The sequence below is a fragment of the Microbacterium sp. K27 genome (assembly GCF_004794435.1).
Classification (GTDB): Bacteria; Actinomycetota; Actinomycetes; order Actinomycetales; family Microbacteriaceae; genus Microbacterium; species Microbacterium maritypicum_A.
On record NZ_SSDK01000036.1, the window covers coordinates 176,193 to 195,162 of the forward strand.

An 18,970-nucleotide genomic window follows, 5' to 3' on the forward strand; every position below is an offset into this window, starting at 1 on the left:
CATGACCTCATCCGCCCCGGCAACCGCCCCGGCATCCGCACCAGCCCTGGCATTCTCCGACAGAGGGCCGGTGAGCCGCGCCGTGATCGCGCATCTCACCGGCGCGGAAGACGCAGGCGACCACACCACCCTCGCCGAGGAGGTCGTCGCGGCGAGCGCCGACGTCGTCCGTGACGACGACGTCCAGCTCGCCCTGTTCGTGCTCTACGCCTCCGCCTACGGATCGCTCCCGCAGCTCGATCCCGATCGGGAGTGGGATCCCGCGCTCCTCGCGACCCGGCGCCTGCTCGAAGCGGCCTTCGAGGGCGAGCTGCGCGGGAAGGTGCCGATGCCTGACCTCCCGGAGCCGACGGTCGATGCCGTCGGTCGAGCGCTCTTCGCGCTCGCGGGCGCCGATTCCGGACCGAGTGTCTCGCGGTACTTCGCGAAGAAGGCCACCGAGGCGCAGGCGCAGGAGATGCTCATCCAGCGTTCGGCCTACACACTGCGCGAGGCGGACCCGCACTCCTGGGCGATTCCTCGATTGGACGGACGCGCCAAGGCGGCGCTCGTCGAGATCCAGTCCGACGAATACGGCGGCGGACGCCCGCATCGCGTGCATGCCACCCTCTTCGCGCGAGCGATGCGTGCGGCCGGTCTCGATGACACCTACGGCGCATACATCGACGATCTGCCCGCCGTCACGCTCGCGTCACTCAACATGATGTCGATGTTCGGACTCAATCGCCGCCTGGTCGGTTCGATCGTCGGACACCTGGCCGCCTACGAGATGACCTCGTCGATTCCCTGCCGCCTGTACGCCGACGGTCTGCGCCGGCTGGGGTTCGCCCCCGATGTCACCGAGTACTTCGACGAGCACGTCGAGGCCGACGCGGTGCACGAGCAGATCGCCGCCCGAGACCTCGCCGGCAGCCTCGCCGAGGACCGCCCGGAGCTCCTGCCCGACATCATGTTCGGTGCCGCCGCCGGCCTCACGATGGACGGGTGGGGCGGGGCGCACATCCTGGAGTCCTGGTCCGCGGGTGCCTCATCCCTCCGCGAACGGACACCGTCGTGAGCGGCGAGGAGCGCGCGACGATCACGCCGTACCCCGACGGCCCGCTGCTCGTGCGGGGTGGGATCGATCTGCGCACGGCCGACGGCGAGCGGATCGCACCGCACCGCCGCACGGTCGCACTGTGCCGCTGCGGCCTCTCGGCGCTCAAGCCCTTCTGCGACGGCACCCACAAGGCGGCGGGCTTCCGCACCGACGACTGAGGCTGCCTCCGCGGCTCGGCGCCAGCGCGTCATCGCGTCAAGAGCGGATCGATGCCCACCGCCAGGAACAGCACCGCGAGATAGACGATCGACGCGCGGAAGACGAGCATGGGGCGCAGGTCCGCACCGCGCCGGTCGCGCACGCGCATGCGGTACGCAGAGAAGAGGAAACCCGCGCCTGCGGCGAGTGCCGTCACCACGTACAGTCCGCTGACTTCGGCGACGAGCGGGAGGGCCAGCGAGCACACGACCGTCGCCACGGCGAACCCGATCACCCTGACGGCGACATAGGCCGGGGCGCGCGTCGCACCGAGCATCGGCACGCCCGCACGCCGGTAGTCGTCCCGGTACCGGATCGAGAGCGGCCAGTAGTGCGCCGGAGTCCAGAAGAAGACCACGAGGAACAGCACGACGGCCGGCCATTCGATGCCGCCTCGCACCGCGCTCCAGCCGACGAGCACGGGAACGCACCCCGCGACACCGCCCCAGACCACGTTCTGCTCGGTGCGACGCTTCAGCAGTACCGTGTAGAACGCCACGTAGAGCACGAGTCCCGCTGTCGAGAGCGCAGCGGGCAACGGACCGACCAGGGTCAGCATCCACACGACGGAGCCTGCGGCGAGCACCCACGCGAAGGTCAGCCCAGCCCGCGGTGAGACGATGCCGGTGACCAGCGGGCGCTGAGCCGTCCGTTCCATCAGCGCGTCGCTCTCCCGCTCGATGTACATGTTGAACGCGCCGGCGGACCCGGCACTCAGCGCCCCGCCGATGAGCACCGCCGCCATCAGACCCAGATCGGGCAGGCCATCGGCAGCGAACACCATGACCGGGATCGTGGTGACGAGGAGGAGCTCGAGGATGCGGGGCTTGGTGAGTTCGACGTACGCGCGCAGGGTCTGCAGCACGCGCGTTCAGCCCTCGGGCCAGTAGTAGCTGTCCGGGAGCGCGCGGGCTCCGAAGATCGCCTGCCCCACGCGCACGCAGGTCGCCCCCTCTTCGACGGCGATCTCGTAGTCGCCCGACATGCCCATCGACAGCTCGCCCGCACCGATCAGGTCGGGGGCGTCTTCTCTGGCCTGATCTCGCAGCGTGCGCAGCAGGGAGAAGCACTCACGTACGCGGGTGTCGTCGGGGGTGAGGATGGCGAGCGTCATCAGGCCCCGCACCCGCAGCGTCCCGTAGGAGGGAAGCGCCTCCAGGAATGCCGGGAGCTCTTCGGGGGGCATCCCGAACTTCGAGTCCTCGGCCGAGGTGTTCACCTGCACGAAGACGTCGAGGCTGCGACCCGCGGCCTGGAGACGCCGATCGAGCGCCTCGGCGACGCGCAGCCGGTCGAGAGCCTGGAACTCCGCAGCGAATGCGGCGACGTCTCTCGCCTTGTTGGTCTGCAGGTGTCCGATGATCGACCACGACACATCGAGGTCGGCGGTCTCGCCGTTCTTGCGCACCGCCTCCTGCACCTTGTTCTCGCCCAGCAGGCGCATACCCGACTGGATCGCGACCCGGACGCGATCGGTCGGAACGGTCTTGCTCACCGGCAGCAGCGTCACCTCGTCCGGGTCACGGCCCGCTCGGTGCGCCGCCGCGGCGATGCGTGCTTCCACGCCCGCGAGGTTGCGCCGGAAGTCCTCGACGGTGAACGCCGTGGGATAGCGGTCGTCGGCGCCGACCGGTGCTTCCATTTTTGACATAGGTCAAACTGTAACATAGTCTTAGGCCGATTCGACCGGGCGAGGCCCTTCGCTCGGCACCGCTCACCCAAGGAGCCGCCATGCCCTCGTCTCTCGTCCTCCCCGACGCGTCCGCCGCGCCTTCCCTCCTGACCGAGGTGCCCGGCCCGCGCAGCCGGTCGATCCACGAACGTCGCACGAGAACGGTCGCGCGCGGTGTCGGGAGCATTCTGCCGGTGTACATCGCGCACGCCGAGGGTCCCTGGGTGACCGATGTCGACGGCAACCGCTTCCTCGACCTGGGCAGTGGCATCGGCGTCACCACCATCGGGCACGGCAATCCGGCCGCGATCGCCGCCGCCGCCGCACAGCTCGAGCAGGTGACGCACACCCTCTTCACGGTGACCCCCTATGAGGGCTACGTGCGACTGGCGGAGCGCCTCGCCGAGAAGACGCCGGGCGACCATGAGAAGCGCTCGGTGTTCGTGAACTCCGGCGCGGAGGCCGTCGAGAACGCGGTCAAGATCGCTCGTCGATACACCGGTCGCCGCGCGGTCGCCGCCCTCGACCACGCCTTCCACGGGCGCACCAACCTCACACTCGCGATGAACCACAAGGCCGCGTACGGCACCGGGTTCGGGCCCTTCGCCCCCGACATCCACCGCGTGCCCAACTCGTACCCCTACCGCGATGGACTCACCGGCGCGCAGGCGGCGCAGCGGACGATCGCCCACCTCGAACAGCGCATCGGCACCGCCGACCTCGCCGCTCTGATCGCCGAACCCATCCAGGGCGAGGGCGGATTCGTGGTTCCTGCAGACGGATATCTCCCCGCCTTGCAGGAATGGTGCACGCGCAACGGCGTGGTGTTCATCGCCGATGAGATCCAGACGGGGCTCGGCCGCACGGGCACCTGGTTCGCGAGCGAGCACTTCGGCGTGATCCCCGATCTCGTGCTCACAGCGAAGGGCATCGCGGCCGGACTCCCGCTCGCCGGCGTCACCGGTCGCGCCGAGATCATGGATGCGCCCGACCCGGGTGGGCTCGGGGGCACCTTCGGCGGCAACCCGGTCTCCATCGCCGCCGCCCTCTCGGTCTTCGACGAGCTCGACCGCGGCGACTTCTTCGCGGAGGCTCTGCGCATCGGCGCACGCCTCCAGGACCATCTCGCCGCCCTGGCCTCCCGCCACCCGTTGATCGGAGACGTCCGCGGGATCGGCGCGATGTACGCGTTCGAGCTGAGCGACCCCGACACGTCGCTGCCGGCAGCCGGGGCCGCGTCGGCGATCGCGGCCTACGCGGCCCAGCACGGCATCCTGCTGCTGACCGCGGGCAGCGACTCGAACGTCATCCGATTCCTGCCGACGCTCACGACCACCGACGATCAGATCGACATCGCTATGGACGTGATCGACCGCGCCCTGACGACGCTCGGCTGACGCTCTACCGGCACGTCAGTCGACCCCGCCGGCGGTGTCGACCACGAGGACGCCGTCCCGCCACCGAACCGCGCGGAGGTCTGCGACCACCACGTCGGGATCGCCGTCGGCCGATCCTGCTCCGACGCCGACGACGAATCCGGCACCCGCCGCGCGAGCCGAGCGGATCCCCGGGACCGAGTCCTCGAACACGATGCAGTCCTCGGCAGCACGCGCCAGCCGGTAGGCGCCGAGGAGGTACGGGTCGGGTTCCGGCTTGCCGCGAGGCACGTCCTCCGCCGCAACCAGGGTCGGAGGCCGTGGCACGTGGGAGCTCTGCAACCGGGCCAGCGCCACGGCGCGATTGCTGCTCGTCACGACCGCCCAGACATCACGCGGCAACGACCCCACGAGGCGTGCGGCACCGGGGATCGCTCTCGTATGCACGGCCGCCTCGATCTCGAGGGCGACCAGTTCTGCAGTCGCGGCGGCCGCGGCATCCGGGCCCACCAGACCCGCGACGACTTCACTCGGCCTCATGCCATGCGGCGCATCCCGGAGGAAGTCGAACGACGGGGCGTGCCGACGCGCCCAGGCCTCCCAGGCGGGAGCCGCCGACGCGACCGAGTCCACCAGGACGCCATCGCAGTCGAACAGCACGCCGGCGCGTTCGAACTCCCAGGAATCTCCGCTTCGCACATGTGATAATTTTGGCATAGGCCAAAACTATCACCGGCACGGGGGGACCGCGCCACGGAGGGGACCACCATGCCAACGAGGATCGCCGTCAACGGGCTCGGCCGGATCGGCCGCAACCAGCTCCGCCTGCTGCTCGCCCGCCGCTCGGAGCTCGAGCTCGTCGCGGTGAACGATCCGCGCGGGCCCCGTGCTCTCGCCGAGCTGCTGCAGCGAGACGGTCACAGCGGTCCGTCGACCCGCGGCGTGCGGTTCGACGACAAGCACCTCTTCCTCAACGGCCACGCGATCCGCATGTTCACGGAACGCGATCCGCTGCGGCTTCCGTGGGCGGCACTGGGGATCGACATCGTGATCGAGTCCACGGGGGCCGAGACCCGGTCCGACGACGCGAGGAAGCATCTGACCGCAGGGGCCAGGAAGGTGATCATGACCGTTCCCACCGCGGGCGACGACGGCACGTTCATGCGCGGGGTCAACGAGCACACCTACGACCCGACCCGGCACCACGTCATCTCCAGCGCCTCCTGCACGACGAACTGCCTCGCCCCCGTGGCGAAGGTCTTCCATGAGGCTTTCGGCATCGACGCCGGCCTCATGACGACGATCCACGCCGACTCGACAGACCTTCTCCTGCAGGACATCCCGCACTCCGATCCACGATCCGCCGGAGGGAAGGGCACGAAGATCTCCGCCGGCGACACCGGGGCGGCGCTGGCCATCGGACGCGTGATCCCCGAACTCGAGGGCCGTCTCGACGGCTTCGCCCTGCGCGTCCCGGCGATCAGCGGTTCCATCACGCATCTCACGGTCACCGCTTCCCGTCCGGTCACGGTCGACGAGGTCAGAGCCGCTTATGAGACCGCCGCCGACGGCCCGCTGAAGGGCATCCTGCGCTGCGCCGACGACGAGATCGCCATCGCCGACACCGTCATCGATCCGCATTCGTCGATCCTCGATGCCGGGCTGATCCGGGTGATCGGGTCGCAGGTGAAGATCTCCGCCTGGTACGACGACGAGTGGGGGTACTCGCACCGTCTCACCGAGCTCGCCGAATACGTCGCAGAAAGGCTGCCCGCATGACGAACGCCACCCCGTGGGAGCGCACCGCGCTCGCCTTCCGGCACGTGCACTTCGAAGACCTGGGAAACATCGAACCGCTCCTGCGCGAACGCGGGTATCGCGTGCAGTACGTCGACCTCGGGATCGAGGCCATCGACATCGAGCGGGTGGATGACGCCGATCTCCTGGTCGTCTTGGGGGGTCCGATCGGCGTGCACGACGCCGACGGCTATCCGATGCTGCATGCGTCGAAGGAGGCCGTCTCCCATCGACTCCGCTCCGGGCGGCCTCTGCTGGGGATCTGTCTCGGCGCGCAGCTGATCGCCGAGGCGCTGGGTGCCGAGGTGCGCCCGACAGGTGCGGTCGAGATCGGCTATGCACCGCTCGACCTCACCACGGAGGGCCTCGATTCGCCGTTGCGTCCGCTCGACGGCATGCCGGTGCTGCACTGGCACGGCGACGCCTTCACGATTCCCCCGAACGCCCGCCATCTCGCATCTACGCCCGAGTTCCCGAACCAGGCTTTCAGCACGGACGCCGTGCTCGCCCTGCAGTTCCACCTCGAGGCCGACCACCGCACGATCGGACGCTGGCTGATCGGCCACGCGCACGAGCTGCACCACAACGGCATCGATCCGCGCATCATCCGCGAGGATGCCAGAGCCTACGGACCGAAGCTCGAAAAGGCGGCTCGTTCCACCATCGCCGCCTGGTTGGATGCGGTCGAGAAGCCGACTTCCCCCGCCTGACGCCGCCGCCTACGAGGCGCGCAGCACACGCAGAAGCCGACCGTGCACGCAGAAGGGGCCGGGTCCACACGGACCCGGCCCCTTCTGCGTGGCGGCGTTCAGCTCGCGCGACGCAGCGCCACGCTCGGGAAGTCGATCGGGACATCCAGAGCGATGTTCACGTAGTTCGTGAACAGATTCAGCGCGACCTGTGCGATCGTCTCGACGATCTGCTCGTCGGTCCAGCCCTGCGCGCGCACGGCGTCGACGTCCGCCGAGGACACCTGGCCGCGTTCCTCGACGAGCTTCAGCGCGAAGGCGAGCAGTGCCGCCGTGCGCGGGTCGTCGGACTCGCCGCTCTGCGCGGCGGTGAGCGTCTCGCGGCTGAGACCGGCCTTCTTGCCGAGGGCGGTGTGCGCTGCGAGGCAGTACTGGCACGAGTTCCGGTCGGCGACGGCGACGGCGATCTGCTCGCCGAGCGCCGCGCCGAGTGATCCTCCGCCGAAGGCACCGAATGCGCTCCACATGCTCGTGAGAGCAGCAGGAGAATTGGCGACGGCGCGGAACATGGCCGGCACGGCTCCGAAAGCGCCGGCGATCTGGTCGAGCTGCTCCTTGACGTTTCCGGTGGCGTTGTCGCGGTCGATGAGAGGGACGTTGGGCACGGGATGCTCCTTCGATGACGGGATGGGCCCGGATCCGGGCTCACTTCAGTCTTTCGAAACATATCGGACGATACGCACCAAAAAGTCTTGCTTTCATGACATATCGTCCACGATACTGAAGGTATGCCCGCCGTCGACCGCCTCTCTCCCCTGCTCGAACGCTTCCGCGTGCGGACCCGACTGTTCCACAACGGCCCCCTCTGCGGAACGACGGTCTTTCCGGCGAGCGGCGGCCACGGCTTCCTGCACGTCCTGCGCCGCGGCGAGATGGAGGTGACGCACCGCCGTGCGGACGGCAGCTCAGAGCGCGAGGTCATCACCCGACCGAGCCTGCTGTTCTTCCCCCGCCCGATCGACCACTCCTTCCTCAACGCACCGACCGATGAATCCGACTTCGCCTGCGCGACGCTCGACTTCGACGGCGGCGCCACGCACCCGCTGGTGCGCACTCTGCCGTCGTCGATCGTCCTGCCGCTCGACGAGGTCGAGACGCTCAGCCCCGCACTCGACCTGATGTTCTCCGAGGTCGACAACGTGCGGTGCGGTCGCCCCCTGGTGGCGGATCGCATGTTCGAGGTCGTGCTCATCCAGTTGTTGCGGTGGATGCTCGATCACGCCGAACGACTCGACCTCCCGCCAGGCTTGATACCCGGCCTCGCCGACGAGCGGCTCGCCCCCGCACTGGTCGCGATGCACGAGGCCCCAGGAGAGTCCTGGAGCCTGGAGGCCCTCGCCCGCACCGCCACGATGTCGCGAAGCGCATTCGCCGCCCGCTTCAAAGAGGTGCTCGGGCGCTCCCCCGGCGACTATCTCACGGAGTGGCGGCTCACGATCGCCCAGGAGCAACTGCGCGCGGGCGTGTCCGTGAGCACCGTGGCGGCGGAACTGGGCTACGCCAGCTCATCGGCGTTCTCGCGGGTGTTCGCTCAGCGCATCGGGCACTCGCCTCGAGCGTGGCTGACGCTCGCCGCGTGATGATCGACCGTGACAGGTCCGTGTGACGGAACCGATCAGCGACCGGCCGCGAGCACCGCTCGGAGCCCATCGATCACCCGTTCGAGATCGGCGGACGAGAGTGAGGGATGAACCGGGATGGAGAGCACTTCCTGCGCTGCCCGCTCGGTCTCCGGCAACTCCGCTTCCGGGGCGAACCTCTGCAGGGACGGCAGCCGATGGTTCGGGATCGGGTAGTAGACGCCTGCGCCGACCCCATGCTCGTCCCGCAGGGCATCACGCACACGATCCCGCTCGCCGTCGGCGATGCGGACGGTGTACTGGTGGTAGACGTGCTCGGCTTCGGGAGCGACCGGAGGCACGGTGAGACCGGGGAGGCCGGCGAGCTCGGCATCCAGCAGGGCGGCGTTCCGCTGTCGCTGCCGCGTCCACTCTCCCACCTTGCGCAACTGCACACGCCCCACCGCCGCATGTACCTCGCTCATGCGGTTGTTGTACCCGACGATCTCGTTCGCGTACTGCGTCTCCATCCCCTGATTGCGCAGCAGGCGGACGGTCCTGGCGAGATCGTCCCGAGCACACGAGACGATGCCGCCCTCGATGGCGGTCATGTTCTTGGTGGGGTACAGGCTGAACATCCCGAACGCACCGATGGTTCCCGCCGGACGTCCGCGCCAGGCGGCTCCGTGCGCCTGCGCGGCATCCTCGTAGATGGCGAGTCCGTGCTCTGCCGCCAGCGCTTCGATGCCATCGACGAGGAAGGGGTGCCCGTACAGGTGCACGGGCATGATCCCCTTCGTCCTCGGGGTGATCGCCGCCCGCACCCGTTCGGGGTCGAGGGTGAAGTGCGCCGGCTCGATGTCGGCGAAGACCGGAGTCGCCCCAGCGAGGACGACGGAGTTGGCGACGGCCGCGAAGGTGAAGGAGGGGACGATCACCTCATCCCCCGGACCCACGCCTGCGGCGATGAGCCCGAGCAGCTGACCGCTCGTGCCGGAGTTGACGGCGACCGCCGTCCGTCCGTCGAGGAACTGCGCGGAGAACTCGGCTTCGAAGGCTGCGACTTCCGCCCCCTGGGCGAGCATGCCGCTGCGGAGCACGCGTTCGACGGCGGCGACCTCGTCATCGCCGATGATCGGCTTGGCGGCGGGAATGAATGCGCTGTCCATCGTGGAAGCCCTTCGTCGGCGGCGGCTCGCATGAGCCCGGTTGAGGTGGAGGCAGGAATCGAACCTGCGTGCACGGTCTTGCGGACCGCGACCTGGCCACTCGGTCACTCCACCGGGTCGGATGTGCTCAGCGTCCCGGCGGCGAGTACCCGTTCAGGAACGTTCCGAGCCGACGGAGCGCGTCGGTGAGCACTTCGGCCTCCGGAAGGAAAGCGATCCGGAGGTGGTCGGGCGTCTGCAGGTTGAAGGCCCTGCCGTGTACGAGGAGGATCCGCTCGGCGTCGAGGAAGTCGAGCACCAGCTGCTCGTCGTCTTCGATGCCGTGCACCTCGGGATCCAGTCGCGGGAAGAGGTAGAGCCCCCCACCCGCCGGCTGCGTATCGACCCCGGGAATCGCCTCGAGCGCTTCGAGGGCCGCATCCCGTTGCCGCGTCAGCCGGCCGCCGGGCGCCACCAGAGCGTCGAGCGAGTCGTCGTGGGTCAGGGCCGCGGTGATCGCGTGCTGGGCCGGCACCGACGCGCACATGCGCATCGAGGCGAGCAGACGCACCCCGGAGAGGAAGGGATCGTCGCGGTGGAACCCCGTCGTCGTCATCCATGCCGCACGGTAGCCCGCGACACGGTGGGTCTTGGACAGCCCGGCGAACGTGACGCACGGAACGTCGGGGGCGACCTGCGCCATGGACACATGCGCGTATCCCGGAAAGACGACCCGGTCGTAGATCTCGTCCGAGAGCAGCAGGAGGCCGTGGCGCCGCGCGAGCTCGGCGATCCGCTCGAGGACCGTACGCGTGTAGACCGCACCGGTCGGATTGTTCGGGTTGATCACCACGATGGCCGCGGTTCGCGGACCGATCGCCGCCTCCATCGCGGCGAGGTCGGGCGTCCATCCTTCGGCCTCGAGGCACGGATAGTGCACCGCTCGCCCTCCGGCCAGCACGGTCGACGCCGTCCATAAGGGGTAGTCAGGGCTCGGGATGAGCACTTCGTCGCCCGGCTCGAGCAGCGCCTGCAGCGTCAGCCCCACGAGCTCCGAGACGCCGTTCCCCACGGTGATGTCGTCGATCCCCAGTGCGGGAAATCCGGGGCGCAGCGCGTAATGCGCTCCGATCGCTTCGCGGGTCTCGGGAAGACCGGCCGACTCGGAGTAGCCGTGCGCCTGAGGCAACGCCGAGCGGAGAGCCTCGACGATGGCCCGCGGGGCGTCGAAGCCGAACGGGGCGGGGTTGCCGATGTTGAGACGGAGGATGGACTCTCCGCGCTTCTCCAATTCGGCCGCGCGCTCGGCAACCGGTCCGCGCAGGTCGTACAGGACGCCTTCCAACCGCGAGGAGCGTCCGATCCGATGATCGGCCCTCTCCGGCCGGGACGGGGTCATGCCTCCACCCCCGCCGCGCTCGAGCCCCCGGCGACCCCGACGAGGTCGTCGACGAGGCGCTGCATCTCCGCGTCGTCGAGCGTGTGCACGGTCAGGCGAAGCTGGGTGGAGCCCTGCGAGCTGCCGGGATCGAGCGCGAACTCGGAGCCGGGGCGCACGAGCCACCCGCGCGAAGCGAGGCGACGGCTGATCTCCGTCGCATCGTCGCGGACGTCGACCCACACGTTGAGCCCGCTGTCCGCCTGCGCGTGCATCCCCTGTTCGACGAGCATCGACACGAAGAGGCGGTTGCGCCCCGCATAGTGCGCGCCCGCCTCGATGATGAGCTCCCGGGTCTCGTCATCGCGCAGCATCGTGGCGGCGAGCCGCTGCATCACATGGCTCACCCACATGGTTCCGGGGCTCAGGCGCAGCGCCAGACGCTGAGCGGTCACCCGATCGGATGCCGTCACCGCGAGGCGCATGTCGGGCCCGAGGAACTTCGACACCGAGCGGACCAGCGCCCACCGCTGCTGCGTGGGGGCGATGATGCTCTCGTAGGGCGTGGGTGCGAGCATCGAGAAATGGTCGTCTTCGATGACGAGCACGTGAGGATGATCGGCGAGGACCTCGCGGAGCTCTCGTGCGCGTGCAGGACTGGTGCCGACACCGGTCGGGTTGTGGGCACGCGGCGTGCAGACGATCGCGCGCGCGCCGCTCTCGAGGGCCGCACGCAGGCCGGCGACGGTCATCCCTTCGCGATCGACGGGGATGGCGACCGGCACGTATCCGGCGAGACGCGCGGTGTGGATGCTGGAGAGGAAGCACGGGTCTTCGAGCCCGACGCGGTCGCCCTGCACCAGGGTCTGGGCCAAGAGGCGCTCGACGGCATCGACCGCCCCGGCGGTGATCGACAGGCGGAACGGACGCGGATGGTCGGCCGCGATCCACTCGGTCGCCCATTCGGCGAGGTCGGCGTCGATGACGGACTCACCGTAGAGCACGTGGCCGGGCGTGACAGCGGCGAAGGCGGCTGCGAGGTCGGGAAGGTGGGCGGGATCGGGATTGCCGCTGCCGAGATCACGCAGCACCGAGCCGGGGGTGAATCCCTCGTCGGGGTTCTGCGCCGGCCCGAGCACCGTGGTTCCGGTGCGGCCACCCGTGGCGGCGATGCGCGCGGTGACCAGCGAACGATAGGCCGCCAGCACCGTGTTCCTGTTCACGCCGAGGCGAGCGGCGAGTGATCTGACCGACGGCAGCTGGTCTCCCGGAGCGTATGCACCCCGCTCGACGAGGTCGCGCACGCTCTCGGAGATCTCCGCCGCGGTCGACCCGACGATGCCATCTTCGACGTCTTCGCGATCGGGTGCCTGGGCCATGGTTCGACCGTAGGCGATCTTTTGACCTATGTCAAAAGATCCGCACGGTCTGCTTCGACTTCGGGGTGCGCACGTCGGAGGCACCGGGCACGATGGGGGCATGACCGACGGCTACGAATCGGACTTCCTCGGGAAACGGCTCCCCCTCCCCTGTCCCGAACGCGAGATGCGTTCGCTCCCGTATCCGCGATTCACGGTGCTGCTCGACCCCGAGCGGCGTTTCGCGGCGGTCACGGCGGTGAACATCGACGGCGCCACGCTGCAGGACCTGCCGCGCACCGGCGACTGGCGACTCGACGACCGCCTCCCGGCCGACGAGCAGACGGGACCCGAGGTGTACACGCGGAACGACCTCGACCGCGGGCACCTCGTGCGGCGACGAGACCCGGGATGGGGACCGACGCAGACCGCGCGCGCCGCCAGCGAGGCGACCTTCTTCTATCCCAACGCTGCGCCGCAGGCTGCGGGATTCAACCAGTCGAAGGAGCTGTGGCTCGGCCTCGAAGACCACGTGCTCGCTTATGCCGAGAGCACCGATCAGCGCCTGTCGGTGTTCACCGCCCCGGTACTGGCCGAGAGCGATCCTCCCTACCGAGGCATCCGCGTGCCCCTCCGCTTCTGGAAGGTCGCCGCGTGGCAGGGACCGGATGGCCTCGCCGCCGCGGGCTTCGTGCTCGATCAGTCCGACCTCGTCGACATGCGGGATGAGACGCTCGCCGTCCCCCCGCTCGGCGCCTTCCGCACGTTCCAGGTGCCGATCGCCGACATCGTCGCACTCACCGGCATCGACCTCGGAGCACTGGTCGAGGCGGACACGCTCCCGCGACAGGGAGCGCGGGAGTCCGGATGGCGGACGCTCGACACCGCGGGCGACATCGTGCTGTGATCCGGGAGCGATCGCGCCACACTGGACCGATGGAGTACAGCGGAGTGGTCCCGACCGATGCCCCCGACCCGAGCATCGAGTCCGATGCCCGATTGCAGAGCCTCCCCTTCCCGGTATTCGAGCTGAAGCCGCAGCGCGCTCTCACGCGACTCCCCGTGGCCGGCTTCATGGAGATCTCCGGCGCAGCGGGCCGCGACGAGGTTTCGGCATCGTTCAGCTACACGCTGTGGCGGCACCCCGACGACCATGCCGATCCCCGCAACGAGATCGAGCTGGACGAACCCACACGGCGCTCCCTCACGGAAGAGCCGCCCTGGGGTCGTCCGGCCTGGCTGATCGCGCAGGTGCAGGCCTTCCGGTACCCGATGCTGTGGGAGGCGGTGCGGACGACCTGGCATGCATCGCCCGGCCGGGAGGGGGCCTCTCTCGCCGAGCAGCTCGCCGCGCACACCGACCACATCCTGCGCAACCGCTTCCGCGGCGAGCTCGGCCTCTCGACCGACCCCCGTGCCGACGCCGACGGGACCGGGAAGCCCCCCGCCGCCTCGGCATCGGACGCCTCGGTCGAGGTCGACGGCGAGGAGCGTCCCGCGCTGTGCGTCGACACCGACCCGTTCGTCTACAGCATCGGCTTCCGGGTCGACGAGCACGTCGTGTGCACCGCGGTGATCCCGCGGGACGCTCTCGCCCTCGTCGACCTCGCCGTCACGCGCTTGTCGACGCCGCCTCAGGCCCCGGCGCGCACCGACTCCAGCGACGGGTAGTCGCTGTATCCCTCGGCGGTCCGACCGTAGAACAGTTCGGGACGCGGGTCGTTGAGCTCGGCTCCCTGGATCCAGCGCTCGACCAGGTCGGGATTCGCGATCACGGGACGGCCGGCGGCGACGGCGTCCGCCCGCCCGTCGGCGACGAGCGACTCGGCCTCATCCTTGGTCGTCTCCGCCGCGAAGCCGGTGTTGACGATCAGGGGCGCACCCGCCGTGCGACGGATGTGCTGCACGAGCTCTCCGGCGGGGTCGGCGTTGAGCACGTCGATGAACGCGAGGCCGAGCGGCGCGAGACCCTCGGCGAGGGCCGTGTACGTCGCGCGGACATCCGCATCGTCCTCCTCCAGCACACCCTGGATGTTGTGCTGCGGCGACAGGCGGATGCCGGTGCGGTCGGCTCCGACCGCGGCGGCGACGGCCGCGGTGACCTCGATCGCGAAGCGCGCGCGGTTCTCGGGCGATCCGCCGTACGAGTCCTCGCGGATGTTCGACACCGGCGAGAGGAACTCGTGCACGAGGTACCCGTTCGCGCCGTGCACCTCGACACCGTCGAAGCCGGCGGCGATCGCGTTGCGGGCGGCCTGCGCGAACTGCTCGACGACCTCGGGGATCTCGTCGAGTGTGATCGCATGAGCCACCGGCAGATCGGCCTTGCCCTCGGGCGTGCGCGTCTGTCCGGGTGCGGCGAGCGCACTCGGACCGACGACCCGCGCCTCGCCTGAGATGGCGGGGTGCCCCACACGGCCGCCGTGCATGAGCTGCATGACGATCGTTCCCCCCGCGTCATGGACGGCTGCGGTGATCGGCTTCCACCCCTCGATCTGCCCGGGCGTCACGATGCCCGGCTGCCCGGGGTACGACTTGCCTTCGGCGACCGGCCACGTGCCCTCGGAGATGATGAGCCCCTGCCCCGCACGCTGCCGGTAGTACTCCTCCATCGTCGCGGTCGGGACACCGTCGTCATCCGCACGGGTGCGGGTGAGAGGCGCCATGACGACGCGGTTGGACAGCTGCAGGGCGCCGAAGACGGCGGGCTCGTAGAGATTCACGGTGGGAGGTAAGGCGCGAGGGGATCAGCGTATTCCCGGTCGGCGTTTCGCTCCGCCGGACGAGGCCGGTCGTCTCCCTCAGCCGCCGAGGCCGGCGAGCAGATCGGCGAAGTGGTCGAGATCGGCCGCGGTCCAGTTGCGCAGCCGCTCGCCGATGCGCCCCTCATAGCGCGAACGGGCGAGCGCCACCCGCTCCTGCGCCAGGTCGGTCGCCACGAGCACACGGGCCCTGCGGTCGTCCGGGTCCGGCACGCTCTCCACGAGTCCGAGCTGTTCGAGCTGTCGCACCTGGCGGCTCACCGCCGACTTGTCGGTCTGCAGCCGTTCGATGATCGCTCCGGCCGAAGTCGCCTTTCCCGTCGCGATGGAGGTCAGCACCTGATAGCCGAGGGGCTGCAGATCGGGATGCACGGTCGCTGCGGCCTCACGCCAGCCGATGCGGATCCGCGCGAAGAGTCGACCCAGTTCCTGCTCGACCCTGGTGACGGCCTGGTCGAGGTCGGCGTCGCCCAGCAGGTCGGTCGCGGCAGCGGATGCACGGGTCTCGCCAGGGGCCCCCGCGGCATCATCGGCGGCATCATCGGCGGCATCATCGGCGGCATCATCGGCAGGGGCGTCGGAGGAGGCGCTCATGCTCGCCAGTGTACGGCGAAGCCCCGCCGTCGATCGTGACGGCGGGGCTTCGGGTCAGACCTCGGCCAGCAGCCGGAAGGCCTTTGACGCCGCCCGGATCTCTTCGGGAGTCAGCTCATCGATCACGGCCTGGAGACGGGTGCCGTAGTCGCGGCGGACCGCGGCGAGCGCATCACAGGCCGTGGCGGTCACGCTCAGCACCCGCAGCCGACCGTCGCGCTCGTCGGGGCGGGACTCGAGGAGACCGAGCTCTTCCAGCATCCGCACCTGACGGCTGATGACCGACTTGTCCATCTCGAACCGCTCGGCGATCTCGTGCGCGTTGGCCGTTCCCGCCCTGTCGATGAAGGTCAGCAGTTTGTAGCCGGCCACCTGCAGCTCCGGGTGGACCCGGGCTGCGGATTCCTTCCACAGCGACCGGGTCCTCGCGAAGATGAGGTTCAGATGCGCCTGGAGGTCACCGAGCGCACTGTCGACATCCGACGCCGCGACCCCTGCCGAGGCCATGACCTCAGCGCTCCCCGTCCCGGTCTTCGCGGGCAACGTCATCACGGGCACGATCGTCGCGCTCGAGAACGCGGACCGCACCGGTCGCGGGGGCGCTGCCGGCACCCTCGATCCGGATGGTTCCGGTGGAGAGCGAGGCTCCGACCTCGGCCTCGGAGACCTCGATCACCGATTCCTCAGCCTGCTCGAGCATCTGCTCGGCGGCGTTCTTGGTCGACAGCGGCTTGTTCTTGATGAACGCGATCGCGATGATCGCGATCACCGCGAGCGGGATCGCGATGATGAAGGAATCGGCGATGCCGTGGCCGTATGCTCCTTCGACGATCGTGCGGATCGTGTCGGGCAGCTGACCGACCTTGGGGACGTCACCCGAGGCGAGGTGCTTGAGCGCGTCGATCTCGGCGGGTGTCGACGGGACGAAGCCGTCGAGCGCATCGGTGATGTAGTTCGCGACGCTGGTGGACAGCAGCGAACCCATCACGGTGACGCCGATGGTGCCGGCGATCGTGCGGAAGAAGTTCACGTTCGACGAGGCGGCGCCCAGCTGCTGCGGAGCAGTGTCGTTCTGCACGATCAGCGTGAGGTTCTGCATGACCATGCCGAGGCCGGCGCCGAGCACGAACATGTAGACGGCGACGAGCGGGAACGGGGTGTCGTAGCGGAGCGTGGCCATCAGGCTGACGCCGGCGGTCGCGAGGACCGACCCGGTCAGCATCCAGCCCTTCCACTTGCCGAAGCGGCTCACGAGCTGGCCGATGATGATCGACGCCCCCATCTGGCCGATGATCATCGGGATGGTCATGAGGCCGGACTCGGTGGGCGTGGCGCCACGGGCGAGCTGGAAGTACTGCGCGAGGAACACCGACGTCGCGAACATCGAGACGCCGATCGCGATCGAGGCGATGACCGACAGGGTGAAGGTGCGGTTGCGGAACAGCGACATCGGGACGATCGGTTCCTTGACGAAGAACTCGACCGTGATGAACGCGGCGATCGCGACCGCGGCGGTGACGATCAGCATGATGCTCGTCGAGGAGTCCCAGTCGAACTGGTTGCCGCCCATCGAGACCCAGATCAGGAGGGTCGAGACGCCGACCGCGAGGAGCACGATGCCGAAGTAGTCGATCGAGACCTTGGTGTCGCGCTGGGGCTTCGGCAGGTGCAGGGTGAACTGCAGGAGCACCAGGGCGAGGATCGCGAACGGCACGCCGACGAAGAAGTTGGAGCGCCAGCCCCACACGTCGGTGAGGAGTCCGCCGAGCAGCGGGCCGCCGATGGTGCCGAGGGCCATGATGCCGCCGACGACGCCCATGTACTTGCCGCGCTCACGCGGGGAGATGATGAGGGCCACGGCGATCATGACGAGCGACATCAGGCCGCCGACGCCGATGCCCTGGATGACGCGGACCGCGATGAGCATGTTCGTGTCGGTCGAGAAGCCGGCGATCACGGTGCCGACCGTGAAGAGGATGAGGGAGATCTGGACGAGCACCTTGCGGTCGACGAGGTCGGCGAGCTTGCCCCAGATCGGGGTCGAGACGGCGGTGGCCAGAAGGCTCGCGGTGATGACCCAGGTGTACTGGGACTGCGTGCCGCCGAGGTCGGCGATGATGACCGGCATCGAGGTCGACACCACGGTGCCCGAGAGCACGGCGACGAACATGCCGACGACGAGTCCGGAGATCGCGGTGAAGACCTCGCGAGCCGACCGGGTCGTCTCGGGGGGTGCGGATGGGGTGTGTGTCACGGGGTAACGCTCCTGCGTAGAAAGTTGATCGAGGTCAACCATACGCCTTTAGTTGCCAAAGCGCAACTAAAGGCGTATGTGCTCGCGTCGTGCTTCTGCTCGGCGGAACCGAGCGGTACCGTGTCAGCGTGTCGACTGATTCCAGGAGCGGACGGGCGCCCGGCGCCCCGGCCTCTCTCGACGCGGCCATCGGGGACGTCGACTGGACCGTGCCTCCCGCCGGATCGACGAGATCGTGGTTCCGTGCCCCCAGCGGCGAGTTGTCCGTGATCTCGCTGGGCGCACCCGAGCGTCCGCGCGTGGTCCTGGTGCCAGGGGCCACCGGCTCCAAGGAGGACTTCGCCCTGATGCTGCCGCTGCTGGCCGAGGCGGGGTACTTCGTGCAGTCGTTCGACCTCGCCGGGCAGTACGAGTCGCACGCGGCCGGCGCGGACTCCGCCTACACGTACGAGCTGTTCATCGCCGACCTGGTCGCATTCCTCGACGCGGGCGCGCCGGCGCATCTGCTCGGGTACTCGTTCGCCGGCACCGTCGCACAGCTGGTCGCCGTCCGTCGCCCCGACCTCGTGCTCTCCCTCACGCTCCTGACCACTCCTCCCGGTTCCGGCAACGTGTTCGCGAGCATGAAGTGGCTGGGACCCCTCGCCCCGATCGCGAGTCCTCGTCGCGGCGCCGGCCTCATGATCTGGGGGATCGTGACGAACAAGAACCGGGTGCCCCCACGGCGCCTCGAGTTCGTCCGCTCGCGGTTCGCGCTCACGAGCAGACGCAGCGTCGATGAGATCGTCGGCCTGATGATGGCCGCTCCCGATCTGCGCAGCCGCGTGCGGGGATTGCCGATGCCCAAGCTCGTCGTCGCGGGATCGCACGACCTGTGGCCGCTCGCCGCCCACGAACGGTATGCACGCGAGATCGGCGCGGAGTTCCGGGCGTACCCGACGGGACACAGCCCGAGCGAGACCACACCGCACCAGCTGACCGCCGACCTGCTCGATCTCTACACGCGGGCTCGCGACTGACCCGCCT

At 69.3% G+C, this 18,970-nt stretch carries 20 protein-coding genes and 1 tRNA gene; 9 read left to right on the forward strand and 12 right to left on the reverse strand.

The genetic code is table 11. The features are described from left to right. Nucleotide 1 precedes the first annotated feature (1 nt). Both DW307_RS08140 and DW307_RS08145 read left to right on the forward strand, forming a co-directional pair. A complete protein-coding gene (locus tag DW307_RS08140; protein ID WP_136024481.1) occupies nucleotides 2-1,057 on the forward strand; it encodes an iron-containing redox enzyme family protein in 1,056 nt (351 codons plus the stop codon). Continuing rightward, nucleotides 1,054-1,257 carry a CDGSH iron-sulfur domain-containing protein gene (locus DW307_RS08145; RefSeq protein WP_136024482.1) on the forward strand — a complete coding sequence of 68 codons (204 nt, stop codon included), beginning with the start codon at nucleotides 1,054-1,056 and terminating at the stop codon, nucleotides 1,255-1,257. The genes DW307_RS08140 and DW307_RS08145 overlap by 4 nt, the downstream gene beginning before the upstream one ends. A gap of 29 nt (nucleotides 1,258-1,286) precedes the next feature. Here DW307_RS08145 and DW307_RS08150 read toward each other — a convergent pair whose 3' ends face one another. Together DW307_RS08150 and DW307_RS08155 are read right to left on the reverse strand one after the other, a co-directional pair. After that, nucleotides 1,287-2,162, reverse strand: a complete 876-nt coding sequence (locus tag DW307_RS08150) for a heme o synthase (protein WP_021201242.1) — start codon at nucleotides 2,160-2,162, stop codon at nucleotides 1,287-1,289. Between the two features lie 6 nt (nucleotides 2,163-2,168). Beyond that, entirely contained in the window at nucleotides 2,169-2,948 is a 780-nt protein-coding gene (locus DW307_RS08155) for a YggS family pyridoxal phosphate-dependent enzyme (protein ID WP_342588933.1), read from the reverse strand. 80 nt (nucleotides 2,949-3,028) lie between these two features. Here DW307_RS08155 and gabT point away from each other — a divergent pair, with 80 nt between their 5' ends. Then, entirely contained in the window at nucleotides 3,029-4,366 is a 1,338-nt protein-coding gene (gene gabT, locus DW307_RS08160; RefSeq protein WP_021201244.1) for a 4-aminobutyrate--2-oxoglutarate transaminase, read from the forward strand. Between the two features lie 15 nt (nucleotides 4,367-4,381). Here gabT and DW307_RS08165 read toward each other — a convergent pair whose 3' ends face one another. Beyond that, nucleotides 4,382-5,062, reverse strand: coding sequence for an HAD-IA family hydrolase (locus tag DW307_RS08165; protein WP_136024483.1), 681 nt, complete (start codon nucleotides 5,060-5,062; stop codon nucleotides 4,382-4,384). A gap of 51 nt (nucleotides 5,063-5,113) precedes the next feature. Here DW307_RS08165 and DW307_RS08170 point away from each other — a divergent pair, with 51 nt between their 5' ends. Then, nucleotides 5,114-6,124: a type I glyceraldehyde-3-phosphate dehydrogenase gene (locus tag DW307_RS08170; RefSeq protein WP_029267551.1), complete on the forward strand. Its 1,011-nt coding sequence runs from the start codon at nucleotides 5,114-5,116 to the stop codon at nucleotides 6,122-6,124. Next, complete coding sequence (locus DW307_RS08175) at nucleotides 6,121-6,852, forward strand: glutamine amidotransferase (RefSeq protein WP_021201247.1); 732 nt, start codon at nucleotides 6,121-6,123, stop codon at nucleotides 6,850-6,852. The genes DW307_RS08170 and DW307_RS08175 overlap by 4 nt, the downstream gene beginning before the upstream one ends. Nucleotides 6,853-6,950: 98 nt before the next feature. Here DW307_RS08175 and DW307_RS08180 read toward each other — a convergent pair whose 3' ends face one another. After that, the gene (locus tag DW307_RS08180; RefSeq protein WP_021201248.1) at nucleotides 6,951-7,496 is read right to left on the reverse strand and encodes a carboxymuconolactone decarboxylase family protein; all 546 of its coding nucleotides are present in this window, start codon (nucleotides 7,494-7,496) and stop codon (nucleotides 6,951-6,953) included. 123 nt (nucleotides 7,497-7,619) lie between these two features. Between DW307_RS08180 and DW307_RS08185 the strand changes: the two genes are divergently transcribed. Then, complete coding sequence (locus DW307_RS08185; protein WP_021201249.1) at nucleotides 7,620-8,471, forward strand: AraC family transcriptional regulator; 852 nt, start codon at nucleotides 7,620-7,622, stop codon at nucleotides 8,469-8,471. Between the two features lie 35 nt (nucleotides 8,472-8,506). Here the strand turns inward: DW307_RS08185 and DW307_RS08190 are convergent, their stop codons facing one another. The 4 genes from DW307_RS08190 to DW307_RS08205 form a co-directional block, all read right to left on the reverse strand. Next, entirely contained in the window at nucleotides 8,507-9,619 is a 1,113-nt protein-coding gene (locus DW307_RS08190; RefSeq protein ID WP_029259940.1) for a DegT/DnrJ/EryC1/StrS family aminotransferase, read from the reverse strand. A 43-nt stretch (nucleotides 9,620-9,662) separates the two neighbouring features. Further along, nucleotides 9,663-9,733 (reverse strand) — tRNA-Cys (locus tag DW307_RS08195). Nucleotides 9,734-9,746: 13 nt separating this feature from the next. Further along, nucleotides 9,747-10,997 (reverse strand): pyridoxal phosphate-dependent aminotransferase, encoded by a 1,251-nt coding sequence (locus DW307_RS08200; protein WP_136024484.1) that lies wholly within the window; start codon nucleotides 10,995-10,997, stop codon nucleotides 9,747-9,749. Beyond that, complete coding sequence (locus DW307_RS08205; protein ID WP_136024485.1) at nucleotides 10,994-12,355, reverse strand: aminotransferase class I/II-fold pyridoxal phosphate-dependent enzyme; 1,362 nt, start codon at nucleotides 12,353-12,355, stop codon at nucleotides 10,994-10,996. Before DW307_RS08205 ends, DW307_RS08200 begins: the two co-directional genes overlap by 4 nt. 100 nt (nucleotides 12,356-12,455) lie before the next feature. Here DW307_RS08205 and DW307_RS08210 point away from each other — a divergent pair, with 100 nt between their 5' ends. Both DW307_RS08210 and DW307_RS08215 read left to right on the forward strand, forming a co-directional pair. Continuing rightward, the gene (locus DW307_RS08210; protein WP_136024486.1) at nucleotides 12,456-13,241 is read left to right on the forward strand and encodes a DNA/RNA non-specific endonuclease; all 786 of its coding nucleotides are present in this window, start codon (nucleotides 12,456-12,458) and stop codon (nucleotides 13,239-13,241) included. A gap of 29 nt (nucleotides 13,242-13,270) precedes the next feature. Beyond that, on the forward strand, nucleotides 13,271-14,005 hold the full coding sequence (locus DW307_RS08215; RefSeq protein ID WP_136024487.1) for a hypothetical protein: 735 nt from the start codon (nucleotides 13,271-13,273) through the stop codon (nucleotides 14,003-14,005). On the opposite strand, the gene DW307_RS08220 is transcribed toward DW307_RS08215, so the two are convergent. From DW307_RS08220 to DW307_RS08235, 4 genes are all read right to left on the reverse strand, one after another. Beyond that, nucleotides 13,969-15,057: an alkene reductase gene (locus DW307_RS08220; protein WP_136024488.1), complete on the reverse strand. Its 1,089-nt coding sequence runs from the start codon at nucleotides 15,055-15,057 to the stop codon at nucleotides 13,969-13,971. The two genes, DW307_RS08215 and DW307_RS08220, sit on opposite strands and share 37 nt — an antisense overlap. Nucleotides 15,058-15,135: 78 nt before the next feature. Beyond that, entirely contained in the window at nucleotides 15,136-15,690 is a 555-nt protein-coding gene (locus DW307_RS08225) for a MarR family winged helix-turn-helix transcriptional regulator (protein ID WP_240750566.1), read from the reverse strand. 54 nt (nucleotides 15,691-15,744) lie between these two features. Next, nucleotides 15,745-16,239: a MarR family winged helix-turn-helix transcriptional regulator gene (locus tag DW307_RS08230; protein ID WP_021201257.1), complete on the reverse strand. Its 495-nt coding sequence runs from the start codon at nucleotides 16,237-16,239 to the stop codon at nucleotides 15,745-15,747. After that, nucleotides 16,202-17,944 (reverse strand): MDR family MFS transporter, encoded by a 1,743-nt coding sequence (locus tag DW307_RS08235; RefSeq protein WP_029267562.1) that lies wholly within the window; start codon nucleotides 17,942-17,944, stop codon nucleotides 16,202-16,204. The genes DW307_RS08230 and DW307_RS08235 overlap by 38 nt, the downstream gene beginning before the upstream one ends. A 128-nt stretch (nucleotides 17,945-18,072) precedes the next feature. Between DW307_RS08235 and DW307_RS08240 the strand changes: the two genes are divergently transcribed. Continuing rightward, nucleotides 18,073-18,963 (forward strand): alpha/beta fold hydrolase, encoded by an 891-nt coding sequence (locus DW307_RS08240; RefSeq protein WP_029259931.1) that lies wholly within the window; start codon nucleotides 18,073-18,075, stop codon nucleotides 18,961-18,963. The last annotated feature ends 7 nt before the right edge of the window (nucleotides 18,964-18,970 follow it).

What these genes read in the sequence shown, in the direction of transcription:
- DW307_RS08140 (WP_136024481.1), top strand. Translation starts at nt 2, where the DNA reads ATGACCTCATCCGCCCCGGCAACCGCCCCGGCATCCGCACCAGCCCTG.
- DW307_RS08155 (WP_342588933.1), bottom strand. Translation starts at nt 2,948, where the DNA reads ATGTCAAAAATGGAAGCACCGGTCGGCGCCGACGACCGCTATCCCACG.
- gabT (WP_021201244.1), top strand. Translation starts at nt 3,029, where the DNA reads ATGCCCTCGTCTCTCGTCCTCCCCGACGCGTCCGCCGCGCCTTCCCTC.
- DW307_RS08165 (WP_136024483.1), bottom strand. Translation starts at nt 5,062, where the DNA reads ATGCCAAAATTATCACATGTGCGAAGCGGAGATTCCTGGGAGTTCGAA.
- DW307_RS08170 (WP_029267551.1), top strand. Translation starts at nt 5,114, where the DNA reads ATGCCAACGAGGATCGCCGTCAACGGGCTCGGCCGGATCGGCCGCAAC.
- DW307_RS08175 (WP_021201247.1), top strand. Translation starts at nt 6,121, where the DNA reads ATGACGAACGCCACCCCGTGGGAGCGCACCGCGCTCGCCTTCCGGCAC.
- DW307_RS08185 (WP_021201249.1), top strand. Translation starts at nt 7,620, where the DNA reads ATGCCCGCCGTCGACCGCCTCTCTCCCCTGCTCGAACGCTTCCGCGTG.
- DW307_RS08190 (WP_029259940.1), bottom strand. Translation starts at nt 9,619, where the DNA reads ATGGACAGCGCATTCATTCCCGCCGCCAAGCCGATCATCGGCGATGAC.
- DW307_RS08200 (WP_136024484.1), bottom strand. Translation starts at nt 10,997, where the DNA reads ATGACCCCGTCCCGGCCGGAGAGGGCCGATCATCGGATCGGACGCTCC.
- DW307_RS08205 (WP_136024485.1), bottom strand. Translation starts at nt 12,355, where the DNA reads ATGGCCCAGGCACCCGATCGCGAAGACGTCGAAGATGGCATCGTCGGG.
- DW307_RS08210 (WP_136024486.1), top strand. Translation starts at nt 12,456, where the DNA reads ATGACCGACGGCTACGAATCGGACTTCCTCGGGAAACGGCTCCCCCTC.
- DW307_RS08215 (WP_136024487.1), top strand. Translation starts at nt 13,271, where the DNA reads ATGGAGTACAGCGGAGTGGTCCCGACCGATGCCCCCGACCCGAGCATC.
- DW307_RS08225 (WP_240750566.1), bottom strand. Translation starts at nt 15,690, where the DNA reads ATGAGCGCCTCCTCCGACGCCCCTGCCGATGATGCCGCCGATGATGCC.
- DW307_RS08230 (WP_021201257.1), bottom strand. Translation starts at nt 16,239, where the DNA reads ATGACGTTGCCCGCGAAGACCGGGACGGGGAGCGCTGAGGTCATGGCC.